This is a genomic window from Mesorhizobium sp. 2RAF45 (assembly GCF_052115225.1).
In the GTDB taxonomy this organism is placed as follows: domain Bacteria; phylum Pseudomonadota; class Alphaproteobacteria; order Rhizobiales; family Rhizobiaceae; genus Mesorhizobium; species Mesorhizobium jarvisii.
The window spans coordinates 116,023-131,680 of sequence record NZ_JBFRGG010000010.1 but is presented as its reverse complement, the minus strand read 5'-3'; the positions used below and the strand labels follow the sequence as shown (position 1 = coordinate 131,680).

The window sequence follows — 15,658 nt, the reverse complement described above, 5'->3', positions numbered from 1 at the left end:
GCATGGTCTATAAAAATTTTACGCGCGTCAAGATTTAAAATGTTGTATAGGGCTCTTCCACCACGATCCGTTGCCGGCGCAGCGGATCAAGCAGAGCATGACCCTATTGGGAGGACCGATCAGAAATGCAGGCAAAATCAAAGGAAAAGCTCGCAATCGGCGTCATCGGGTGTGGCAACATTTCGATGACCTACCTGCGCAATGCCGCCCTCTTCGGTGGAATCGAATTACGCGCCTGCGCCGACATCTCCGCCGACATGGCGGCGGTGCGAGCCAAGGAATATGGCATCCAGGCGCTCGGCGTCGACGCGCTACTGGCCGACCCCGAGATCGATCTGGTCCTGAACCTGACCATTCCCGCCGCGCATTTCGACATTTCGTTTTCAGCCCTTTCAGCGGGAAAACACGTCTTCACTGAAAAGCCGCTTGCGACGTCGGCCAGCGACGGGCACAGGCTGGTAGCGGAGGCCGCCAAGCGCGGCCTGCTGCTCGGCTCGGCGCCCGACACCTTCCTCGGCGCCGCCGGGCGCCGCGCGCGCCGCCTGATGGATGAGGGCGCCATTGGCCGCCCGGTCACCGGCACGGCCTTCATGATGGGGCGCGGCATGGAGCACTGGCACCCCAACCCGCAATTCTACTATCAGCCGGGCGGCGGCCCGGTGTTCGACATGGGCCCCTATTACTTGACCATGCTGGTCAATCTGCTTGGCCCGGTCGCGCGCGTCATGGCTATGGCGACACGCGGCCAGGAGGAACGCCTGATCACTGCCGAAGGGCCGTTCAAGAACACGACATTCAAGGTCGGGACGCCGACCAACGTGCTGTCCCTGCTCGAATTCCGCTCGGGCGCCACCGTTACCTTCGGCGCCTCATGGGACGTCTTCAGGCATTCCAATCATCCGATTGAGCTGCACGGCACGGAAGGCTCGCTGCGCCTGCCCGATCCCGACACGTTCGGCGGCACTGTCTCGCTGTCCGAGCGCGGCGCGGAGTGGAAGGATTTCGCCAGCGAAGGCGAGCTCTACGGCGCCCGCAACTGGCCGTATGCGGCGCCTGACCGCGCCAATTACCGCATGCTCGGCGTCGCCGATCTGGTGCGCTCGCTGAAGACAGGCGCCGCACCCCGTGCGTCCGGCAATCTGGCGCTGCATGTGCTGGAAATCATGGAGGCGATCCTGCATTCCGGCGAAACGAAAGGCTCGGTCGCCATCACCGGTGACGTGGTCCAGCCGGCGCTGTTGACCGAGGACGAGGCAAGCACCCTCCTTGCCTAGAACGGTTCGCCGTTTCGCGGAAACGGCGAACCGCCCTATCTCTTGTTTCACGCAATTCCCACGGGAAAGCGCGCTACGCGCTTTTCCCGGGAAAACCGCTGTACACTTTTCCTGGAATTGCTTTCGATGGAGATGGCAATGACGCTCGACCCTGATGCTTTGCGCGCCCTTGAAATCGGCCGTGCGGCCGGCGGCGAGCCTTTCGAAAACGGCAGCGTGGCGGCGGCTCGAGCTGCCTACAACGCTTCGTTCCCGACACAGCAGGGCGACCACGAGCCGGTGGCGGCGACCTTGCAACAAGTGATCGATGGGCCGAACGGCCCGGTCACGATCCGCATCCATCGCGGCATCGGCGCGCCGCGCACCGGGGCGCGCGCCGTGCTCTATCTGCATGGCGGCGGCTGGGTCATAGGCAATCTCTCGTCGCATGACGAGATCTGCCGATGGCTCGCCAATCTGGGCAACGCCGTCGTGGTCTGCCCCGATTACCGGCTGGCGCCGGAGCATAAATTTCCCGCCGGGCTCGAGGACTGCGCGGCAGCGCTCCGCTTCATGGCGCAGAATACCGGCGAACTGGGCATCGACCCCGCTCGCATCAGCGTTGCCGGCGACAGCGCAGGCGGCAACCTTGCCGCCGTTCTGGCATTGCTCGCCCGTGACGGGCTGATACCCCGGCTTGCCGCGCAGGTCCTGATCTATCCCAACACCGATGCCCGCCAGACGGCGGACAGCTACCGGCGCTTCGGCGACGGCTTCGGGCTCACCGCCGCCACCATGGCCTGGTTCCGCGACCACTATGTGCGAACGCCGGACGACATCACGGACTGGCGCGTCTCGCCGCTGCTGGCATCGAGCCTTGCCGGCGCGGCACCTGCATTCGTCGTGATCGCCGGCCATGACATTCTTGCCGACGAAGGCACGGCCTATGCCGAGCGCCTGCGGATCGAAGGCGTGCCTCTGGTGCTGCGGCCCTGGCTGGGTCAGATCCACGGCTTCGTCTCGATGGGCCGTCATATACTGGCCGCGCGGCAAGCGGCGAGCGAGGCGGCGGCCTGGCTGCAATTGCAGACGCGTGTTCAGGCCGACTGACGCATCACGAGCGTCGCACCGAGCTTCACGTTGCGCGCCAGACCCTGGCCGGGTGGATCGGCCTCATCCAGCAAGGCCAGCAGGATCTCGACGCTGCGGCCGGCCATGGCAGCGAAATCCTGCGCCATGGTGGTCAGCGCCGGACAGGTGTAGCGGCTCAGCGGATGATCGTCATGGGCGGCGACACGGAAATCGCAATCGGCCCGGCGGCCGATCTTCAGTCCGCGCGAAAAGGCCGCCGCCATGACGCCGAAAGCGAGGCGGTCATTGGCGCACAGCAGCGTGCGCGCCGGCAGGCCGCCGTTCTCGAGTGTCCTGTCCATCCATTCATGGCCGATGCGCTCGAAATCCCAGCTGTAGTCGCCTGCCGCCTTGAGCACGACGGGTTCCATGCCGGCGGCCCGCATCGTGTCGATATAGCTCTGCAGGCGTTCGCCGGAATTGTGATTGACGTGCGGAATGTCGACATAGGCCGGCGGTTCGCCGGACCGGCAGAGATAGTCGACGATGGTCGACGTGCTCTGGTGGTTGTCGTTGCCGACGAAAGGCGTGTCGCCTTCGATATAGGTGTCGAAATAGACAATCGGAATGTCCTCGCTCATCCGCTCGAAGACGCCGGGTTCGGAGACCAACCCCAGCGGAGCGACGATGGCGCCCGCGACCTTCAGCGACATCAGCGTCCTGACGGATTCCGCCTCCAGTTTCGGCGAGCCGTGCGAGGAGATGACGATCGGCCAGAAACCTTCGTCGCGGCAGCGCAGTTCGATGCGGCTGACCATTTCGGCATAGAACGGATCGGTGAGCGCCGGCACGACAATGCCGACATTGCGGGTGCGCTTGCGGTTGAGATTACGCGCGAAAACGTTCGGCTGATAGTCCGAGGATCGCAGCGCCGCTTCGATGCGCGCCCGCGTCGCCGGCTTAACACTGGCCGGATCATCGAAATACTTCGACAGGGTCGGTCGCGACACGCCTGACGCCCTGGCGAAATCATCCATCGTGCGGTGGGTCTTCTCCGCCATCGATATGTCCAGCCCCTTTGCTCGCGCCCGTCAACCTTCCCGGTCGGGCCAGAATCAGTCTTGCGGCCGTTGCCGCGAGGCAGCATTGCTTGACCGAATTTGTTCAGTCAAATTTTTGCGTTTCCAGTACAACGCAAAAGAGTTGCGCGCGTCAAATTATTTATTGACGCTCCAAAAGCTGCGACTTAGGTTTTGAACCCGCACGGACATGACGAAAGGCGCTCGGCAACCGGCCGCCAACCATCCGGCAATGGTGAGGACATGAAGAAACTGGTTTGTGCCGGCGAGATCCTGGTCGAGATCATGGCCGAGCGGATCGGCCAGAGTTTCCTTGCCCCCGGCCCGCTGATCGGCCCGTTTCCATCGGGCGCGCCGGCGATCTTCATCGACCAGGCGGCACGGCTCGGCCAGCCGGCTGGCCTGATCGCGGCCGTCGGCGACGATGATTTCGGCCATTTGAACATCGAGCGCCTGCGCGCCGACGGGGCCGACATCTCGGCCATCAAGGTTCACCGGGGCGCCGCCACGGGCACAGCTTTCGTGACCTATGAAACCGATGGCAGCCGGCACTTCGTCTACAACATCAAGCAAAGTGCGGCCGGCCTGATCGAGATCGGTGTCGAGGCACGCGCGCTGCTCGCCGGGGCCGACCATTTTCACGTCATGGGCACCTCGCTGTTCTCGCCAGAGGTGATCGAGGTGGCGCGTATCGGGATCGAGACTGTCAAGGCGCGCGGCGGCACGGTGTCCTTCGACCCCAACATCCGCAAGGAGATGCTTGATCTGCCGGGCCTGCGCGATGCACTGCACTTCGTGCTGTCGAAGACCGACGTTTTCCTGCCGAGCGGACCGGAACTGTTCATCTTCGCCGGGGCGACCGACGAGGAGAGCGCGGTGCGCGAAATGCTGGACCGCGGCATCTCCGCCGTGGTCATCAAGAAAGGCGCCCAAGGTGCCGTTCACTACGACAAGACCGGACGCACCGCGTCACCTGGCTTCGTCGTCGACGAAATCGATCCGACCGGCGCCGGCGACTGCTTTGCGGCGGCCTTCGTCTCATTCTGGCTGCGTGGAGAAGTACCTGAAAAAGCACTGCGCATCGCCAATGGCTGCGGCGCGCTGGCGGTGACCAGGAAGGGCCCGATGGAGGGCATCGCCTCGCTTGCCGCCGTCGAGGCCTTCCTCGCGACCGCCCGAACCGGAACGCCGGCATGAGCCAGGCGACGGACAGGCTGGCGATAATCGCGACGCGCCGTGCGGCCGGCGAACGCAGCGGCATCGCCTCGATCTGCTCGGCCCATCCGCTGGTCATCGAGGCGGCGCTGCGCCATGGCAAGGCGCGCGACGCCGACGTGCTGATCGAGGCCACCTGCAACCAGGTGAACCACGAAGGCGGTTATACCGGCATGACACCAGCGGATTTCCGACGCTTCGTCGAGACGATCGCTGGCAAGATCGGATTTTCCCTCGACAGGCTAGTGCTCGGCGGCGATCATCTCGGCCCCAATCCGTGGAAGCATCTGCCAGCGCGCGAGGCCATGGCCAAGGCTTCGCGCATGGTCGACGCCTATGCCGAGGCCGGTTTCACCAAGATCCATCTCGATGCCAGCATGGGCTGCGCCGGCGAAGGTGCCGCACCGTCCGATGCGACGATCGCCGCGCGCGCCGCCGAACTGGCCGAGGTGGCGGAGGCCGCCACCGAACGAACGGGCGGCACAAAGCCTGTCTATGTCATCGGCACCGAAGTGCCGGTGCAGGGCGGCGCTCTGGAAGCGATGGACCATCTGGCGGTGACGACGCCCGAAGCGGCACGAGAGACGGTGCGTCTCCATCGCGATGCCTTCAGCCGGCGAGGCCTCGACCAGGCCTTTTCGCGCGCGCTCGGCGTCGTCGTGCAGCCGGGCGTCGAATTCGGCAATGCCGAGGTGATCACCTATAAACCGGAACGCGCCCGAGCATTGGCCGGCACGTTGCGGGATCTGCCGCAATTCGTCTTCGAGGCGCATTCGACCGATTACCAGCCGGTCTCGGCTCTGACCGCGCTGGTCGATGACGGCTTCGCCATTCTCAAGGTCGGGCCATGGCTGACCTTCGCGCTGCGCGAAGCATTTTATGGCCTGAGCCATATCGCCGACATTCTGGCTCCCGACCCGGCGCGCGAAAGCCTGCCGGCGGCGATGGAGCGCGTGATGCTGGCAGCGCCGGGCAATTGGAAGAATTACTACCACGGCTCCGAGCCAGAGCAGCGGATCGAACGCCACTTCTCCTACAGCGACCGCATCCGCTACTATTGGCCGGCGCCGGCGGCACAGCACGCGACGGAAGCGCTGATGCACGCGCTCGGCGACCGCGACATCCCCCTGCCCCTCATCAGCCAGTATCTCGGCCATCTCGACGGCGCGGTGGCGAACGGGTCCGCGGCGCCAAAGGCCGGGGAGTTGCTGATCGCCAGCGTGACAGAAGTTCTCGACATCTACGCCAGCGCAACCGGCTGATCCGCCGGTTACGGCTTCGATACAAGGCCAGCGCCGCCCAGCCCTGCGCCCCTATTCCAGATCGCGGTGCGCGTCGGGGAGGCATCGCCTCCCCAATCTCGGAATATCACTCCCCGCGCATTGTCGCCTGGAAGGTCGGCAGGTGCTTCTTCTGCGCTTCCAGCATGCGTTCGCGGTAGACGCCGTAGATGACGTCGGTGTCGTGCAGCGTCACGCCCGCAATCGTCGGCGAGGCGAAGACCGGCAGTTCGATGCCGCGCTTGGCGAGCTGCTCGGCGGTGCGCGCGATCAGTTCGTGCGCCAGGATCATGGCGAGCACCGTCGACGAGCCGGAAACCGGACGGCTCCAGCCTTCGACCGGCACGATGGCGTCCTCGATCGGCGAGCACGTGTCGATGACGAGGTCCGCCGCATCCGCCAACCGCTTGCCGGAGGAGTGCGTCGCCGGCTTGTCCAAATTGTTCTTGCTGGTCACCGCGACGACGAAAATGCCGCGCTTCTTGGCATAGAGCGCGGTGTCGATGCCGGAGGAGTTGCGGCCGCTATGGCCGAAGATGATGATCGAGTCGCCCTTGTTGAGCGGCTGGTGGTCGAGGAATTTCTCGGCGTATTTCTCCGTCCGCTCCAGCCACAAGAGCTCGCGCACGCCGCCGGCGCCGAGCACGTTGTGCCACATGACACGCGGGTCGGTCAGCGGGTTGAAGCCGACATAGCTGCCGTAGCGCGGGAACACTTCCTGAACCGGCAGCACCGAATGGCCCGAACCGTAGAGATGGACCAGCCCGCCGCCTTCAAGCGAGTCGGCAAAGCGGCTGGCGGCCTGGCCGAAGGCCTCTTCATTGGCTTCTGCCGCCTGATCGATAAGGGCGGTGAGACGGTGGATGTAGAGATCGGACACTTGGGTACTCCTGTTGATATCTAGGCTTGGAAAGGATCAGCTTCTGGGGGTTGACGGGACGCGGCCGGCGCGCAGCGTCGAACGGATTTCATAGCGGTCGCCCCGCATGATCGAGACGGTGAATTCGAACGGGCCGCGCTCGTCGGTGGTGATGCGCTCGACGACGAAAGCGGGGCTGCCGGCCGGGAGATCGAGCAGTTCGGCATCCGCCGCGCCGACGGCACCGACGCGGTAATTCTCGCGCGCGGCCACCGGTACGATGCCGTAATGGCGCTCCAGCGCCTCGTAGAGCGAGCCCTGCAGCAGGCCGGCGTCGAGGAAGCCCGGCACGCGCACGGCCGACAGCTGCGCCGTCTGGATACCGATCGGCTCATTGTTGCCCAGTCTCAGCCGCCGGATGCGCACCACCGGATCACCCTCCTCGATCTCCAGCGCGCCGGCGGCGGCGGCATTGGCGGTGGTGAGGCTGCAATCGAGAAGGCGCGAGCCGGCGACCACGCCCATATTGCCCATCTCTTGGGTGAAGCTGGTCAGCTCGCGGGTGCCGGCGACCAGCGTGGTCGAGCGCACGAAGGTGCCGCGGCCATGTTCGCGGCGCAGCAGCCCGGCCTCCTCGAGATTGCGCAAGGCATGGCGCAAAGTGATGCGGCTCACGCCGAACAAGGCGCACAGTCTGTCTTCGGCCGGGATCTGGTCGCCCGTTGCCCATTCGCCGCTCTTGACGATGGCGCGGATCGCCTCCTCGACCTGATACCAGAGCGGCTCCGGCCTTCTGCGGTCCGGCTGCTGAAAGCTCGCTTCGCTCATCGCACCTGCCTCCACCCTTCCCCCACACGGCCGGCCAGCGCCGCGCCGACAAGTCCCGCATCCGGGCCGAAATGGCCGGGCTGGATCTCGATGCCGCGCAAATGCGAGGGCAACTGACGGCGCAGTGCCGCGAGCAGCGGCGGGCGCATCACGTCCAGCGCCTCGGCCAGCCCGCCTGAAATCAGCACCGCCTGCGGGTCGAGCAGCGCCACCGCGCCGGCAAGCGCCGTGCCGATCTGGCGTGCCGGCACTTCAAGCAAGGTCTGCGCGGCGAGCTCGCCGGCGCGGGCAGCGGCGATCAGCTGGCGGCTGTCGGCGAGCCCGATCTGGCCGGCAAGCGCATCGAGCGCCCTGCCGGAAGCGGCACGCTCCAGCCAGCCGCTGCGCTCCGCGCCATGGTCCCTGATGTCGGCGCACGCCCAGCCGAACGAACAGGCGCCGCCATGCGCGCCGGCAGCGATACGGCCATTGGCCAGCACCGCCGAGCCGATGCCGGTGCCGATCGCCAGCAGGATCGCGTCCGACATGCCTTTCGCGCTGCCTTCGACGGCTTCGGCCAGCAGCGCGATCTGCGCGTCATTGCCAAGCGCGATGCGCAGGCCCGGAAACAGCGCCTGGAGGTCGACGCCGTCGAGGAATGGCAGGTTCGGAATCCAGCGGCAGGCCGAGCCCTCGACCAGCCCCGGCACCGCAATGCCAAGCGCCTCGACCGAGCCGGCTTCCGCGCACAGTGCGTTGATGCGGGCGACAAGGGCATCGAGGCTTGCCGGCGCCAGCTCACGGCTCAGCACCTTCAACGCGCTGATGTCGCCGGTCGAGATGGCGGCGCGCAGATTGGTGCCGCCGAGATCGATGGCCAGAACCCGCGTCATCGGCCCGACCCTTTGCCGAACGGTGGCGAGAACAGGCCGCTGCCGGCATTCCAGGAATGCGATGCCGCCGCGAAAGCCTGGGCATGGCGCGTGCCGCGCAGGCAGCCGCGCAGGCGGTAGAGCGCGCTGTAATAGTCGACATAGGGAAAGCTGCTCAAGCCTCGCGCCAGCTCATATTCCTTGACCGCCCCGGTCCAGGCCTCGAAGCCGTCACTGACATCGACAAGATGCTCCGGGCGAAAACCGTCATCGTCCTCCCAGTTCTCACCGAACAGCAGCAATTGCGGCGTGTGCGCCGCATGGTCGCTGGCAATGGTCGGCAGGGCGGCGAAGAAGATGCCGGTCTGCGTGAGATGCGCTGCGGCACGATGGTCCTTGTGCCAGCTGCCGTGCCAATGGGTGATGACGATCTCAGGTTTCAGCTCGCGAATGACCTCGCACACCTTCAGCGCCGTCTCGTCGTTGGAAGGCAGGAAGGCATCGCGCAGCCCAAGACTGCGCAGCGTGACCCCAAGGCGCGCGGCCGCCCTGCCCGCTTCTTCTTGCTTCTGCACGCAATAATGCTCGGGGATCAAACAGGGATGGCCCTGTTCGCCCATGGTCAGGTGCAGAAAGGTTACCGCGACACCACGCTTCACGGCGGCCGCAGCCAGCGGCCCGGCGATCACCTCGGCATCGAAGGCATGCGCGCCGACCACCAGGATGGAGTGCGCGGCGTAGATCCTGTCCTCGATCATTTCATGCCTCCCCCGGCGCCGACGCCCTCGCGAATCTGGCGCGCCAGCAAACAATACATGATCAGGATAGGCGCCATGGAGATCGCCAGCGACGCGAACACCAGGCCCCAGTCGGTGCGGAACTGGCCGACGAAGACGCTGATCGCCAGCGGCACCGTCTTGTAGCGATCGTCGAAGATGAAGATCAGCGGGAAGAAGAAATCGTTCCACACCGCGATCGCAGTGAAGATGGCGACGATTGACACCGCCGGCCTCACCATCGGCAGGATGATCTGGAACAGGATGCGGACTTCGCCGGCGCCATCCATGCGCGCCGCCTCGTCGAGCTCGGAGGGCAGTACGCGCATGAAATTGGCGAAAATGAAGACGGCGAAGGGAATGCGGATCGCCGAATAGACGAGGATCAATCCGGTCAGCGAATCCAGGAGGCCGAGATTGCGCATCAGCGTGAACAGTTCGACCGAGGCCAGCCGGATCGGCAGCATGATGCCGGACAGGAACAGGCCGAGCATGACAGCATTCCAGCCAAGCCGATAGCGGCTGAGCGGATAGGCGGCCATGGCCGAGACGACGATGGTGAGCACCACCGCGCCGCCGGTGACGATCAGGCTGTTGATGAAATTGTGGCCGAGATCGGCGCGCGTCCAGGCGTTGACGAAATTGTCGAGAGCCCAGCTTTGCGGCAGGCCAAGCCGGTTGGCGTAGATCTCGGCTGTGGTCTTGAAGCAGGAGACGACGAGGATGTAGAGCGGCAACAGCACAGCCGCCGTCCACACGGCCAACACCGTCCAGGCGGGCAGCCGCGCCAGCTGCCGAGAGATCGCCGCCCTGTCTGAAATCGCCAGCGCGCTCATAGCTGCACCGTGTGGCGGTCGAAGAACCGCAGCATCATCAGCGTGCCGACGCTGAGGATCAGGAACAGCATGGTGCCAAGTGCCAAAGCGAGGCCGATATCGGTGATGCCGACAGCCCCCTCCGCGCCGAAGGCCAGCCGGTAGAAATAGGTCACCAGCGTGTCGGTCGAATAGCTCGGATTGCCCTGCACGCCCTGCATGACATAGACGATGTCGAATTGGTTGAAGGTATTGATGAAGGACAAGATCGTCAGCGTGCCCAGCGCCGGCATCAGCAGCGGCAGCGCGATCGAGAACAGCATACGCGCATTGCCGGCGCCGTCGAGTTTCGCCGCCTCGAAGATCTGGCCGGAATTCTGCCGCAGACCGGCCGTGTAGATCAGCACCGGCAGGCCCATCCAGTTCCAGGCATCGACGGCGATCAGCATGCCAAGCGCGGTGTGGCTGTTGCCGAGCACGGTGAGGCTGCCCTGGTGCAGGCCAAGCCCGTTCAGGGCCCACTCGACGACGCCTCCCGGCGCCAAAAGCAGCCGCCACAGGGCACCGACAATGACCGGGCTCAGCACCGCCGGGAAGAAGAAGACCGACTGGAAGAAGGCGGCACCTTTGTCGCGCAGGAACAGCAGCCAAGCAAACAAAAGCCCGATGCCGTTCTGGAAGACCATGATGCCGAAGAACCAGGCGGTGTTGTGCCAGAGCGCGCCATAGAGCCGCGCGCCACTCGGGAAAACAAACAGCCGCGAGAAATTCGAAAGGCCGGCGAACTCGACCATGCGCAGCCCCTTCCAGGTGAAGACGCTGCCCCACAGCGACATCGCCAGCGGATAGAGGACGAACAGGGCATAAACCGCCAGCGCCGGCAGGATGAACAGCACGGCCATGCGCTGCTGCGTGCGCTTCAGGCTGCTTGTGCGGCGAAAGGTGGTCATGCGCTGTTTGTGTCCGGACGAGAGGCCGGCCGCGATGCGGCCGACCGGCTCCCTACTGCTTCGGCTTGAACCAGGTGGCGACGGCGGCCTGCATGTCGGCCGCCAGTTTCTCCGGCGCGATGTTGCCTTCGACCATGTCGATGATCTCCGACTGCAGCACCGAAGACGCCGTCGGCGACTGCCAGCGGAAGCCGACCAGCGTCAGATAGGGCGTCGAATTCTTCGATATCGCCATCATCTCAGCCAGCACCGGGTCCTTCACGGTGACATCGGTGCGGGCCGGCGGCCAGCCGAGCTCGTCGGCGAACATCTGCGCGAATTCGGCCGAAGCCATGAAGCCCAGCACCTTGGTCGCTGCCTCCTTGTTGGCGCTTTCGGAGACGAGACCGTAGGAGCCGTCGGAGAAGGCGGAAGTGTAGAGCTTTGCTCCGGCATCGTCGGCCGGGAACGGGAAGATCGAGAATTTCAGCTTCGGGTTCTGCGCCTTGAAGCTGCCGTTCTCGAACGAGCCGCCGAGGAACATCGCCGCCTTGCCGCCAATGAACTGTTGGGTGGCGGTGGTGTAATCGATGCCGGCGAAGCCATCGGGGAAATAAGGTTTCAGCTCGGCGAAGCGCTTGAGCGCCGCGACATAGCGCGGATCCTCGAAGGTTGCCTTGCCGGTCATCATCTCGTCGTAGAAGCCCGGACCGTAGACGGTCGGGCCGATGACGCCGACGCCGATCTCCAGCTCCCAGGCCGAACCGTTGGCGCCGCCGAAGGCGACCGGCGTGATGCCGGCCGCCTTCAACTTCTCGCAAGCGGCGACGAAATCCTTGTAGGTCTTGGGGATCTCGATGCCCTGGGCGGCGAAAATATCCTGGTTGTAGAAGACGCCCATCATCGGCACCGAATAGGGCACGCCATAGAGCTTGCCGTCGGCGCGGCCGCGCGCGCCGCCCAGCGCGGCGTCCGCCATGTTCTTCAATTCGGGCACGCTGTCGTCGAGCGCGTCGAGATAGCCGGCGTCGACGAAGGGCTGCAATTCACCATAGGCCTTGAGCTGGGCGATGTCGGGGCCCCGGCCGCCGCGCAGGGCGGTGCTCAGACGGTTCTGGTAATCGGCGTCCGGCGTAAACTGGATGTCGACCTTGATGCCAGGGTTCTTCGCCTCGAAGGCATCGAAGATGCGGCGCATCGCGGCCTCGTCCTCGGTGCGCCAGCTCCACAGTGTCACCGTGCTGTCGGCCCTCGCCGGCAAGGCAGTGAAGACGCCGGCGCAGGCGGCGGCAAGGCCGCCGATAAGGCCAAGGGCGGTACGTCGATGAAGTGAAAGCATGCTCATTGCCAGTCTCCCATTTTCTCTGTCCTTGGCGCCCCGCAGCGCTTCGACGCCGCGAGAGAGTCATTGGCTCGGGCAAGTCATTATAACGACATAGCAGCATTCGCAAGAGGTCTGGCACGCCTAGGGCATGGCCCCGTCACGGAAAAACTAGTGGCGTCAAGCAATCAATATACTGTTTTATAACGATAAAATCTTCTTATTCGGCAGAGCGAAGAAATCTGAAACCGCTCGATACCAGCTTTTTCGCCGACAGGCTCTTGCGCCATCGCCTGAAGTTGTCATAACGTCATCGTGATCGATAGGGAGGATGAGGAATGTCGTTTGCCTGGACTTCGAAACTGGCGCTGGCCGCGGGCCTGGCCATCCTGCCCGCCACGGCATGGGCGCAATCGGTCAACATCTCCTATTTGACGCACTGGTCGCCGGAGACGGTCGCGCTGCTGGAAGCGGCTGCCAAGGATTATGCCAAGGCCAATCCGGACGTCAGCGTCACGGTGCGTGCCGTTCCTTTTGGCGATCTCCTGACCACGTTGCGCTCGCAAGGCGGCAACGCAGATGGCCCGACGATCGGCGGCATCTATGATCTGTGGCTGCCGGAACTCGCCCGCGACAAGCTGGTCGCGCCCGCTCCCGATGCGGTGGCCAGCGAGGTCAAGGCCTCTTGGCCGGCGGGTATCACCAGCGCTGCCTCAGTCGGCGGCAAGCTCTACGGCATTCCCAACGAGATCGACGTCTATGCGCTGAACTACAACAAGGCGCTGTTCAAGCAGGCCGGCATCGCGGCGCCACCGAAAACCTGGGACGAGTTCAAGGATGCGGCGAAGAAACTGACCAACAAGGAGGCCGGCCAGCAGGGTTTCGGCATGATCAACAGCTGGGCGGCCGGCGTCGTCCATCCCTTCGCTTCGCTGCTCGTTTCTAACGGCGGCGAGCTGGTCAAGGACGGCAAGCCGGTGTTGGATAGCCAGCAAGCCGCGCAGACCTTCCAGCTCTATGAGGACTTGATCAAGTCGGGCGCCAGCGTGCCGGCGATGGCGACGGCGGATGCCAACACCACCGGTCCGTTCCTCGACAATTTCGTCTCCGGCAAGACCGGCATGATCATCATGGCCAATTGGTGGGAAAGCGCGCTGAAGACCGGCATGGGCGACAAGTTCGCCGACATCGCTACCGCGCCGATCCCGGTCGGCCCGAGCGGCGACAAGCCGCATTCGATCTCCTATTCGTGGATGACCGTGGTCAACGCCAATGCGGGTGCTGCCGAGCAAAAGGCGGCGTGGGAATTCCTGGCCTGGCTCAACAATCCGAAGTCCGGCAAAAACGGCGCCTCGGCCATGTCGGATATCCTGATGTCGATGGGCATCCTGCCCTCGCGCCTGTCCGATATCGAAGCACACAAGGACAAGCTCGGCTCGGAATTCCTCTCCGGCTATGTCAGCGTGCTCGCCGATGCCAAGCCGTTTCCGGTCGTGCCGGGCGGACAGGAATTCTCGGAATCCCTGCAGCAGACGCTCGAGGCGTTGCAGTATGGCCAGGTCTCGGCCAAGGATGCGCAGGCGACGGCGCAGGCCGACGCCACCTCGATCCTGGAGCGCGCCGCCAAATAATGATCCAGAGGTACCGTGCCTCGGCGGGCATCATGCTTACGCCCGCCGTGACGCTGATCGGCATCTTCATCCTGTTGCCGATGATGCTCACCGTCTGGCTGTCCTTCCAGGACTGGTCGACGCAGACGCCGTTTTCCAGCGCCAGCTTCGTCGGCCTCGACAATTTCCGCGAGATCTTTGGGGCCTCCTCGGTCGGGCGTGACTTCAAGGGCGCGCTCACCAACACCGCCATCTACACCGCGCTCTCCGTCATCCTCATCCTGCCGCTATCGGTCGCGTTCGGCCTGATGGTCTACCAGCATGATGTCGCCGGCGGCACGGCGCTGCGGACTGTGCTCTTCTCCACCTACATGGTGCCGATGATCGCGGTGGCGCTGGCCTGGTCGAAGCTCTATTCGCCGAGCGAAGGACCGCTCAACCAGATGCTCGGCCTCATCGGTATCGGCCCGCAGCCCTTTCTGTCGTCGCCGCGCTCAGCGCTGGTCTCGATCGTCTTGCTCAATGTCTGGCAGCAGGTCGGCTACTTCACCGTGCTGGCGATCGCGGGCCTCACGCAGATCCCGGGCAGCCTCTACGAGGCAGCGAAGCTCGACGGCGCCAACCGCTTCGAGCAGTTCCGCTTCATCACGCTGCCGTTGATGCGGCGCACGCTTTTGTTCAGCGCCGTCATCGCCATCATCAACGCCGTGCAGGTGTTCGAGCCGGTGGCGCTGATCACGCAAGGCGGGCCGGTCGGCTCGACCAATGTGCTCACCTACCACATCCGCCGCGTCGGCATCGAGCGCGCGCAAGGCGGTCTGGGTTCAGCGATGGCGGTCATGCTGATGCTTTCACTTATCGTCGTGGTCTGCGCGCTGTTTGCTCTCGCCAACCGGAAGGATCAGGAATGAGCGCGGGATCATCGAGCCGGCTGCCGCGCAAGCGCCCGTCCGGGCGCAAGGCGCTGCTGGCGACGCTGATGCTGCTGGTCGCCGTGGCCTCGGCCTTCCCGCTGGTGTGGATGGTGCTGTCGAGCCTCAAGACGCCGGCCGAGAGCATGCAGGTGCCGCCGGTGTGGATACCGCACACACCCAGCCTCGACGCCTATGAAAAGGTTTCCGGCGTGGTCAATGTCGGCCGCTCGATGTGGAATTCCCTGGTCATCGCCTCGATCACCACCGCTGGCATCCTGATCACCAGCATGATGGCCGGCTATGCCTTCGCCAAATACCACTTCCCCGCCAAATCGCTGCTGTTTTCGCTGCTGATCGCCACCATGTTCCTGCCGCCGATCGTCACGCTGATCCCGCTCTATCGGCTGGTCGGCTCGATCGGGCTCAATGCCAGCCTGGCAGGCATCATCGTGCCCAACCTCGCCAATGCCTTCGGCATCTTCCTGATGCGCCAGTTCATATCAGGCGTGCCGGACGACCTTATCGATGCGGCGCGGATGGACGGCGCTTCAGAGTTGCTGATCCTCTTCAAGATCGTGGCGCCCAGCGTCGCGCCGGCGATCGCCGCACTCGCCCTGTTCGCCTTCGTCTACCATTGGAACAGCTATCTCTGGCCGCTGACCGTGCTGCAGGGCAATGCCGACGCCTACCCGATCGTGATCAGCCTGAGCCGGCTCTTGAGCTACAACCGTGGCGCGGTGAATACCGGCCTGGTGATGGCCGGCGCGACGCTGGCCGTGCTGCCGCCGCTCATCCTGTTCGTCCTGCTGCAGCGCTTCTTCGTCGATTCCATCGTCGGCTCGGCGATCAAGGGATAG

15 protein-coding genes are annotated in these 15,658 nt (G+C 64.6%); 7 read left to right on the top strand and 8 right to left on the bottom strand.

Annotated features, from left to right (window positions below; all coding sequences use genetic code 11):
* The first annotated feature begins 125 nt into the window (after positions 1 to 125).
* Both AB4Z43_RS23555 and AB4Z43_RS23550 read left to right on the top strand, forming a co-directional pair.
* Complete coding sequence (locus tag AB4Z43_RS23555; RefSeq protein ID WP_441939065.1) at positions 126 to 1,274, top strand: Gfo/Idh/MocA family protein; 1,149 nt, start codon at positions 126 to 128, stop codon at positions 1,272 to 1,274.
* 138 nt (positions 1,275 to 1,412) lie between these two features.
* Positions 1,413 to 2,363, top strand: coding sequence for an alpha/beta hydrolase (locus AB4Z43_RS23550; protein ID WP_081296062.1), 951 nt, complete (start codon positions 1,413 to 1,415; stop codon positions 2,361 to 2,363).
* Here AB4Z43_RS23550 and AB4Z43_RS23545 read toward each other — a convergent pair.
* Positions 2,351 to 3,385: a LacI family DNA-binding transcriptional regulator gene (locus AB4Z43_RS23545; RefSeq protein ID WP_019856777.1), complete on the bottom strand. Its 1,035-nt coding sequence runs from the start codon at positions 3,383 to 3,385 to the stop codon at positions 2,351 to 2,353. The two genes, AB4Z43_RS23550 and AB4Z43_RS23545, sit on opposite strands and share 13 nt — an antisense overlap.
* 261 nt (positions 3,386 to 3,646) lie before the next feature.
* Here AB4Z43_RS23545 and AB4Z43_RS23540 point away from each other — a divergent pair, with 261 nt between their 5' ends.
* On the top strand, positions 3,647 to 4,600 hold the full coding sequence (locus AB4Z43_RS23540; protein ID WP_064983286.1) for a tagatose kinase: 954 nt from the start codon (positions 3,647 to 3,649) through the stop codon (positions 4,598 to 4,600).
* Positions 4,597 to 5,880, top strand: a complete 1,284-nt coding sequence (locus AB4Z43_RS23535; RefSeq protein ID WP_441939064.1) for a D-tagatose-bisphosphate aldolase, class II, non-catalytic subunit — start codon at positions 4,597 to 4,599, stop codon at positions 5,878 to 5,880. Before AB4Z43_RS23540 ends, AB4Z43_RS23535 begins: the two co-directional genes overlap by 4 nt.
* A gap of 106 nt (positions 5,881 to 5,986) precedes the next feature.
* Here AB4Z43_RS23535 and AB4Z43_RS23530 read toward each other — a convergent pair whose 3' ends face one another.
* From AB4Z43_RS23530 to AB4Z43_RS23500, 7 genes are read right to left on the bottom strand one after another with little or no spacing between them, the layout of a single operon-like run.
* Positions 5,987 to 6,778 (bottom strand): sugar isomerase domain-containing protein, encoded by a 792-nt coding sequence (locus AB4Z43_RS23530; RefSeq protein ID WP_441939063.1) that lies wholly within the window; start codon positions 6,776 to 6,778, stop codon positions 5,987 to 5,989.
* A 36-nt stretch (positions 6,779 to 6,814) separates the two neighbouring features.
* Positions 6,815 to 7,585, bottom strand: a complete 771-nt coding sequence (locus AB4Z43_RS23525; RefSeq protein ID WP_032920989.1) for a GntR family transcriptional regulator — start codon at positions 7,583 to 7,585, stop codon at positions 6,815 to 6,817.
* Complete coding sequence (locus AB4Z43_RS23520; protein ID WP_441939062.1) at positions 7,582 to 8,457, bottom strand: ROK family protein; 876 nt, start codon at positions 8,455 to 8,457, stop codon at positions 7,582 to 7,584. Before AB4Z43_RS23520 ends, AB4Z43_RS23525 begins: the two co-directional genes overlap by 4 nt.
* Positions 8,454 to 9,194, bottom strand: coding sequence for a PIG-L deacetylase family protein (locus AB4Z43_RS23515; protein WP_441939061.1), 741 nt, complete (start codon positions 9,192 to 9,194; stop codon positions 8,454 to 8,456). The genes AB4Z43_RS23520 and AB4Z43_RS23515 overlap by 4 nt, the downstream gene beginning before the upstream one ends.
* Positions 9,191 to 10,048, bottom strand: coding sequence for a carbohydrate ABC transporter permease (locus tag AB4Z43_RS23510; protein ID WP_441939060.1), 858 nt, complete (start codon positions 10,046 to 10,048; stop codon positions 9,191 to 9,193). Before AB4Z43_RS23510 ends, AB4Z43_RS23515 begins: the two co-directional genes overlap by 4 nt.
* Positions 10,045 to 10,977 (bottom strand): carbohydrate ABC transporter permease, encoded by a 933-nt coding sequence (locus AB4Z43_RS23505; RefSeq protein WP_441939059.1) that lies wholly within the window; start codon positions 10,975 to 10,977, stop codon positions 10,045 to 10,047. Before AB4Z43_RS23505 ends, AB4Z43_RS23510 begins: the two co-directional genes overlap by 4 nt.
* Before the next feature lie 52 nt (positions 10,978 to 11,029).
* Complete coding sequence (locus AB4Z43_RS23500) at positions 11,030 to 12,301, bottom strand: extracellular solute-binding protein (protein ID WP_441939058.1); 1,272 nt, start codon at positions 12,299 to 12,301, stop codon at positions 11,030 to 11,032.
* A 314-nt stretch (positions 12,302 to 12,615) separates the two neighbouring features.
* Here AB4Z43_RS23500 and AB4Z43_RS23495 point away from each other — a divergent pair, with 314 nt between their 5' ends.
* The 3 genes from AB4Z43_RS23495 to AB4Z43_RS23485 are packed head-to-tail and all read left to right on the top strand — an operon-like array spanning position 12,616 to position 15,658.
* Positions 12,616 to 13,908: an ABC transporter substrate-binding protein gene (locus AB4Z43_RS23495; protein WP_202360489.1), complete on the top strand. Its 1,293-nt coding sequence runs from the start codon at positions 12,616 to 12,618 to the stop codon at positions 13,906 to 13,908.
* The gene (locus AB4Z43_RS23490) at positions 13,908 to 14,798 is read left to right on the top strand and encodes a carbohydrate ABC transporter permease (RefSeq protein WP_019856766.1); all 891 of its coding nucleotides are present in this window, start codon (positions 13,908 to 13,910) and stop codon (positions 14,796 to 14,798) included. Before AB4Z43_RS23495 ends, AB4Z43_RS23490 begins: the two co-directional genes overlap by 1 nt.
* Positions 14,795 to 15,658 carry a carbohydrate ABC transporter permease gene (locus AB4Z43_RS23485; protein ID WP_019856765.1) on the top strand — a complete coding sequence of 288 codons (864 nt, stop codon included), beginning with the start codon at positions 14,795 to 14,797 and terminating at the stop codon, positions 15,656 to 15,658. The genes AB4Z43_RS23490 and AB4Z43_RS23485 overlap by 4 nt, the downstream gene beginning before the upstream one ends.

What these genes read in the sequence shown, in the direction of transcription:
- AB4Z43_RS23555 (WP_441939065.1), top strand. Translation starts at nt 126, where the DNA reads ATGCAGGCAAAATCAAAGGAAAAGCTCGCAATCGGCGTCATCGGGTGT.
- AB4Z43_RS23550 (WP_081296062.1), top strand. Translation starts at nt 1,413, where the DNA reads ATGACGCTCGACCCTGATGCTTTGCGCGCCCTTGAAATCGGCCGTGCG.
- AB4Z43_RS23545 (WP_019856777.1), bottom strand. Translation starts at nt 3,385, where the DNA reads ATGGCGGAGAAGACCCACCGCACGATGGATGATTTCGCCAGGGCGTCA.
- AB4Z43_RS23540 (WP_064983286.1), top strand. Translation starts at nt 3,647, where the DNA reads ATGAAGAAACTGGTTTGTGCCGGCGAGATCCTGGTCGAGATCATGGCC.
- AB4Z43_RS23535 (WP_441939064.1), top strand. Translation starts at nt 4,597, where the DNA reads ATGAGCCAGGCGACGGACAGGCTGGCGATAATCGCGACGCGCCGTGCG.
- AB4Z43_RS23525 (WP_032920989.1), bottom strand. Translation starts at nt 7,585, where the DNA reads ATGAGCGAAGCGAGCTTTCAGCAGCCGGACCGCAGAAGGCCGGAGCCG.
- AB4Z43_RS23520 (WP_441939062.1), bottom strand. Translation starts at nt 8,457, where the DNA reads ATGACGCGGGTTCTGGCCATCGATCTCGGCGGCACCAATCTGCGCGCC.
- AB4Z43_RS23515 (WP_441939061.1), bottom strand. Translation starts at nt 9,194, where the DNA reads ATGATCGAGGACAGGATCTACGCCGCGCACTCCATCCTGGTGGTCGGC.
- AB4Z43_RS23510 (WP_441939060.1), bottom strand. Translation starts at nt 10,048, where the DNA reads ATGAGCGCGCTGGCGATTTCAGACAGGGCGGCGATCTCTCGGCAGCTG.
- AB4Z43_RS23505 (WP_441939059.1), bottom strand. Translation starts at nt 10,977, where the DNA reads ATGACCACCTTTCGCCGCACAAGCAGCCTGAAGCGCACGCAGCAGCGC.
- AB4Z43_RS23500 (WP_441939058.1), bottom strand. Translation starts at nt 12,301, where the DNA reads ATGAGCATGCTTTCACTTCATCGACGTACCGCCCTTGGCCTTATCGGC.
- AB4Z43_RS23495 (WP_202360489.1), top strand. Translation starts at nt 12,616, where the DNA reads ATGTCGTTTGCCTGGACTTCGAAACTGGCGCTGGCCGCGGGCCTGGCC.
- AB4Z43_RS23490 (WP_019856766.1), top strand. Translation starts at nt 13,908, where the DNA reads ATGATCCAGAGGTACCGTGCCTCGGCGGGCATCATGCTTACGCCCGCC.
- AB4Z43_RS23485 (WP_019856765.1), top strand. Translation starts at nt 14,795, where the DNA reads ATGAGCGCGGGATCATCGAGCCGGCTGCCGCGCAAGCGCCCGTCCGGG.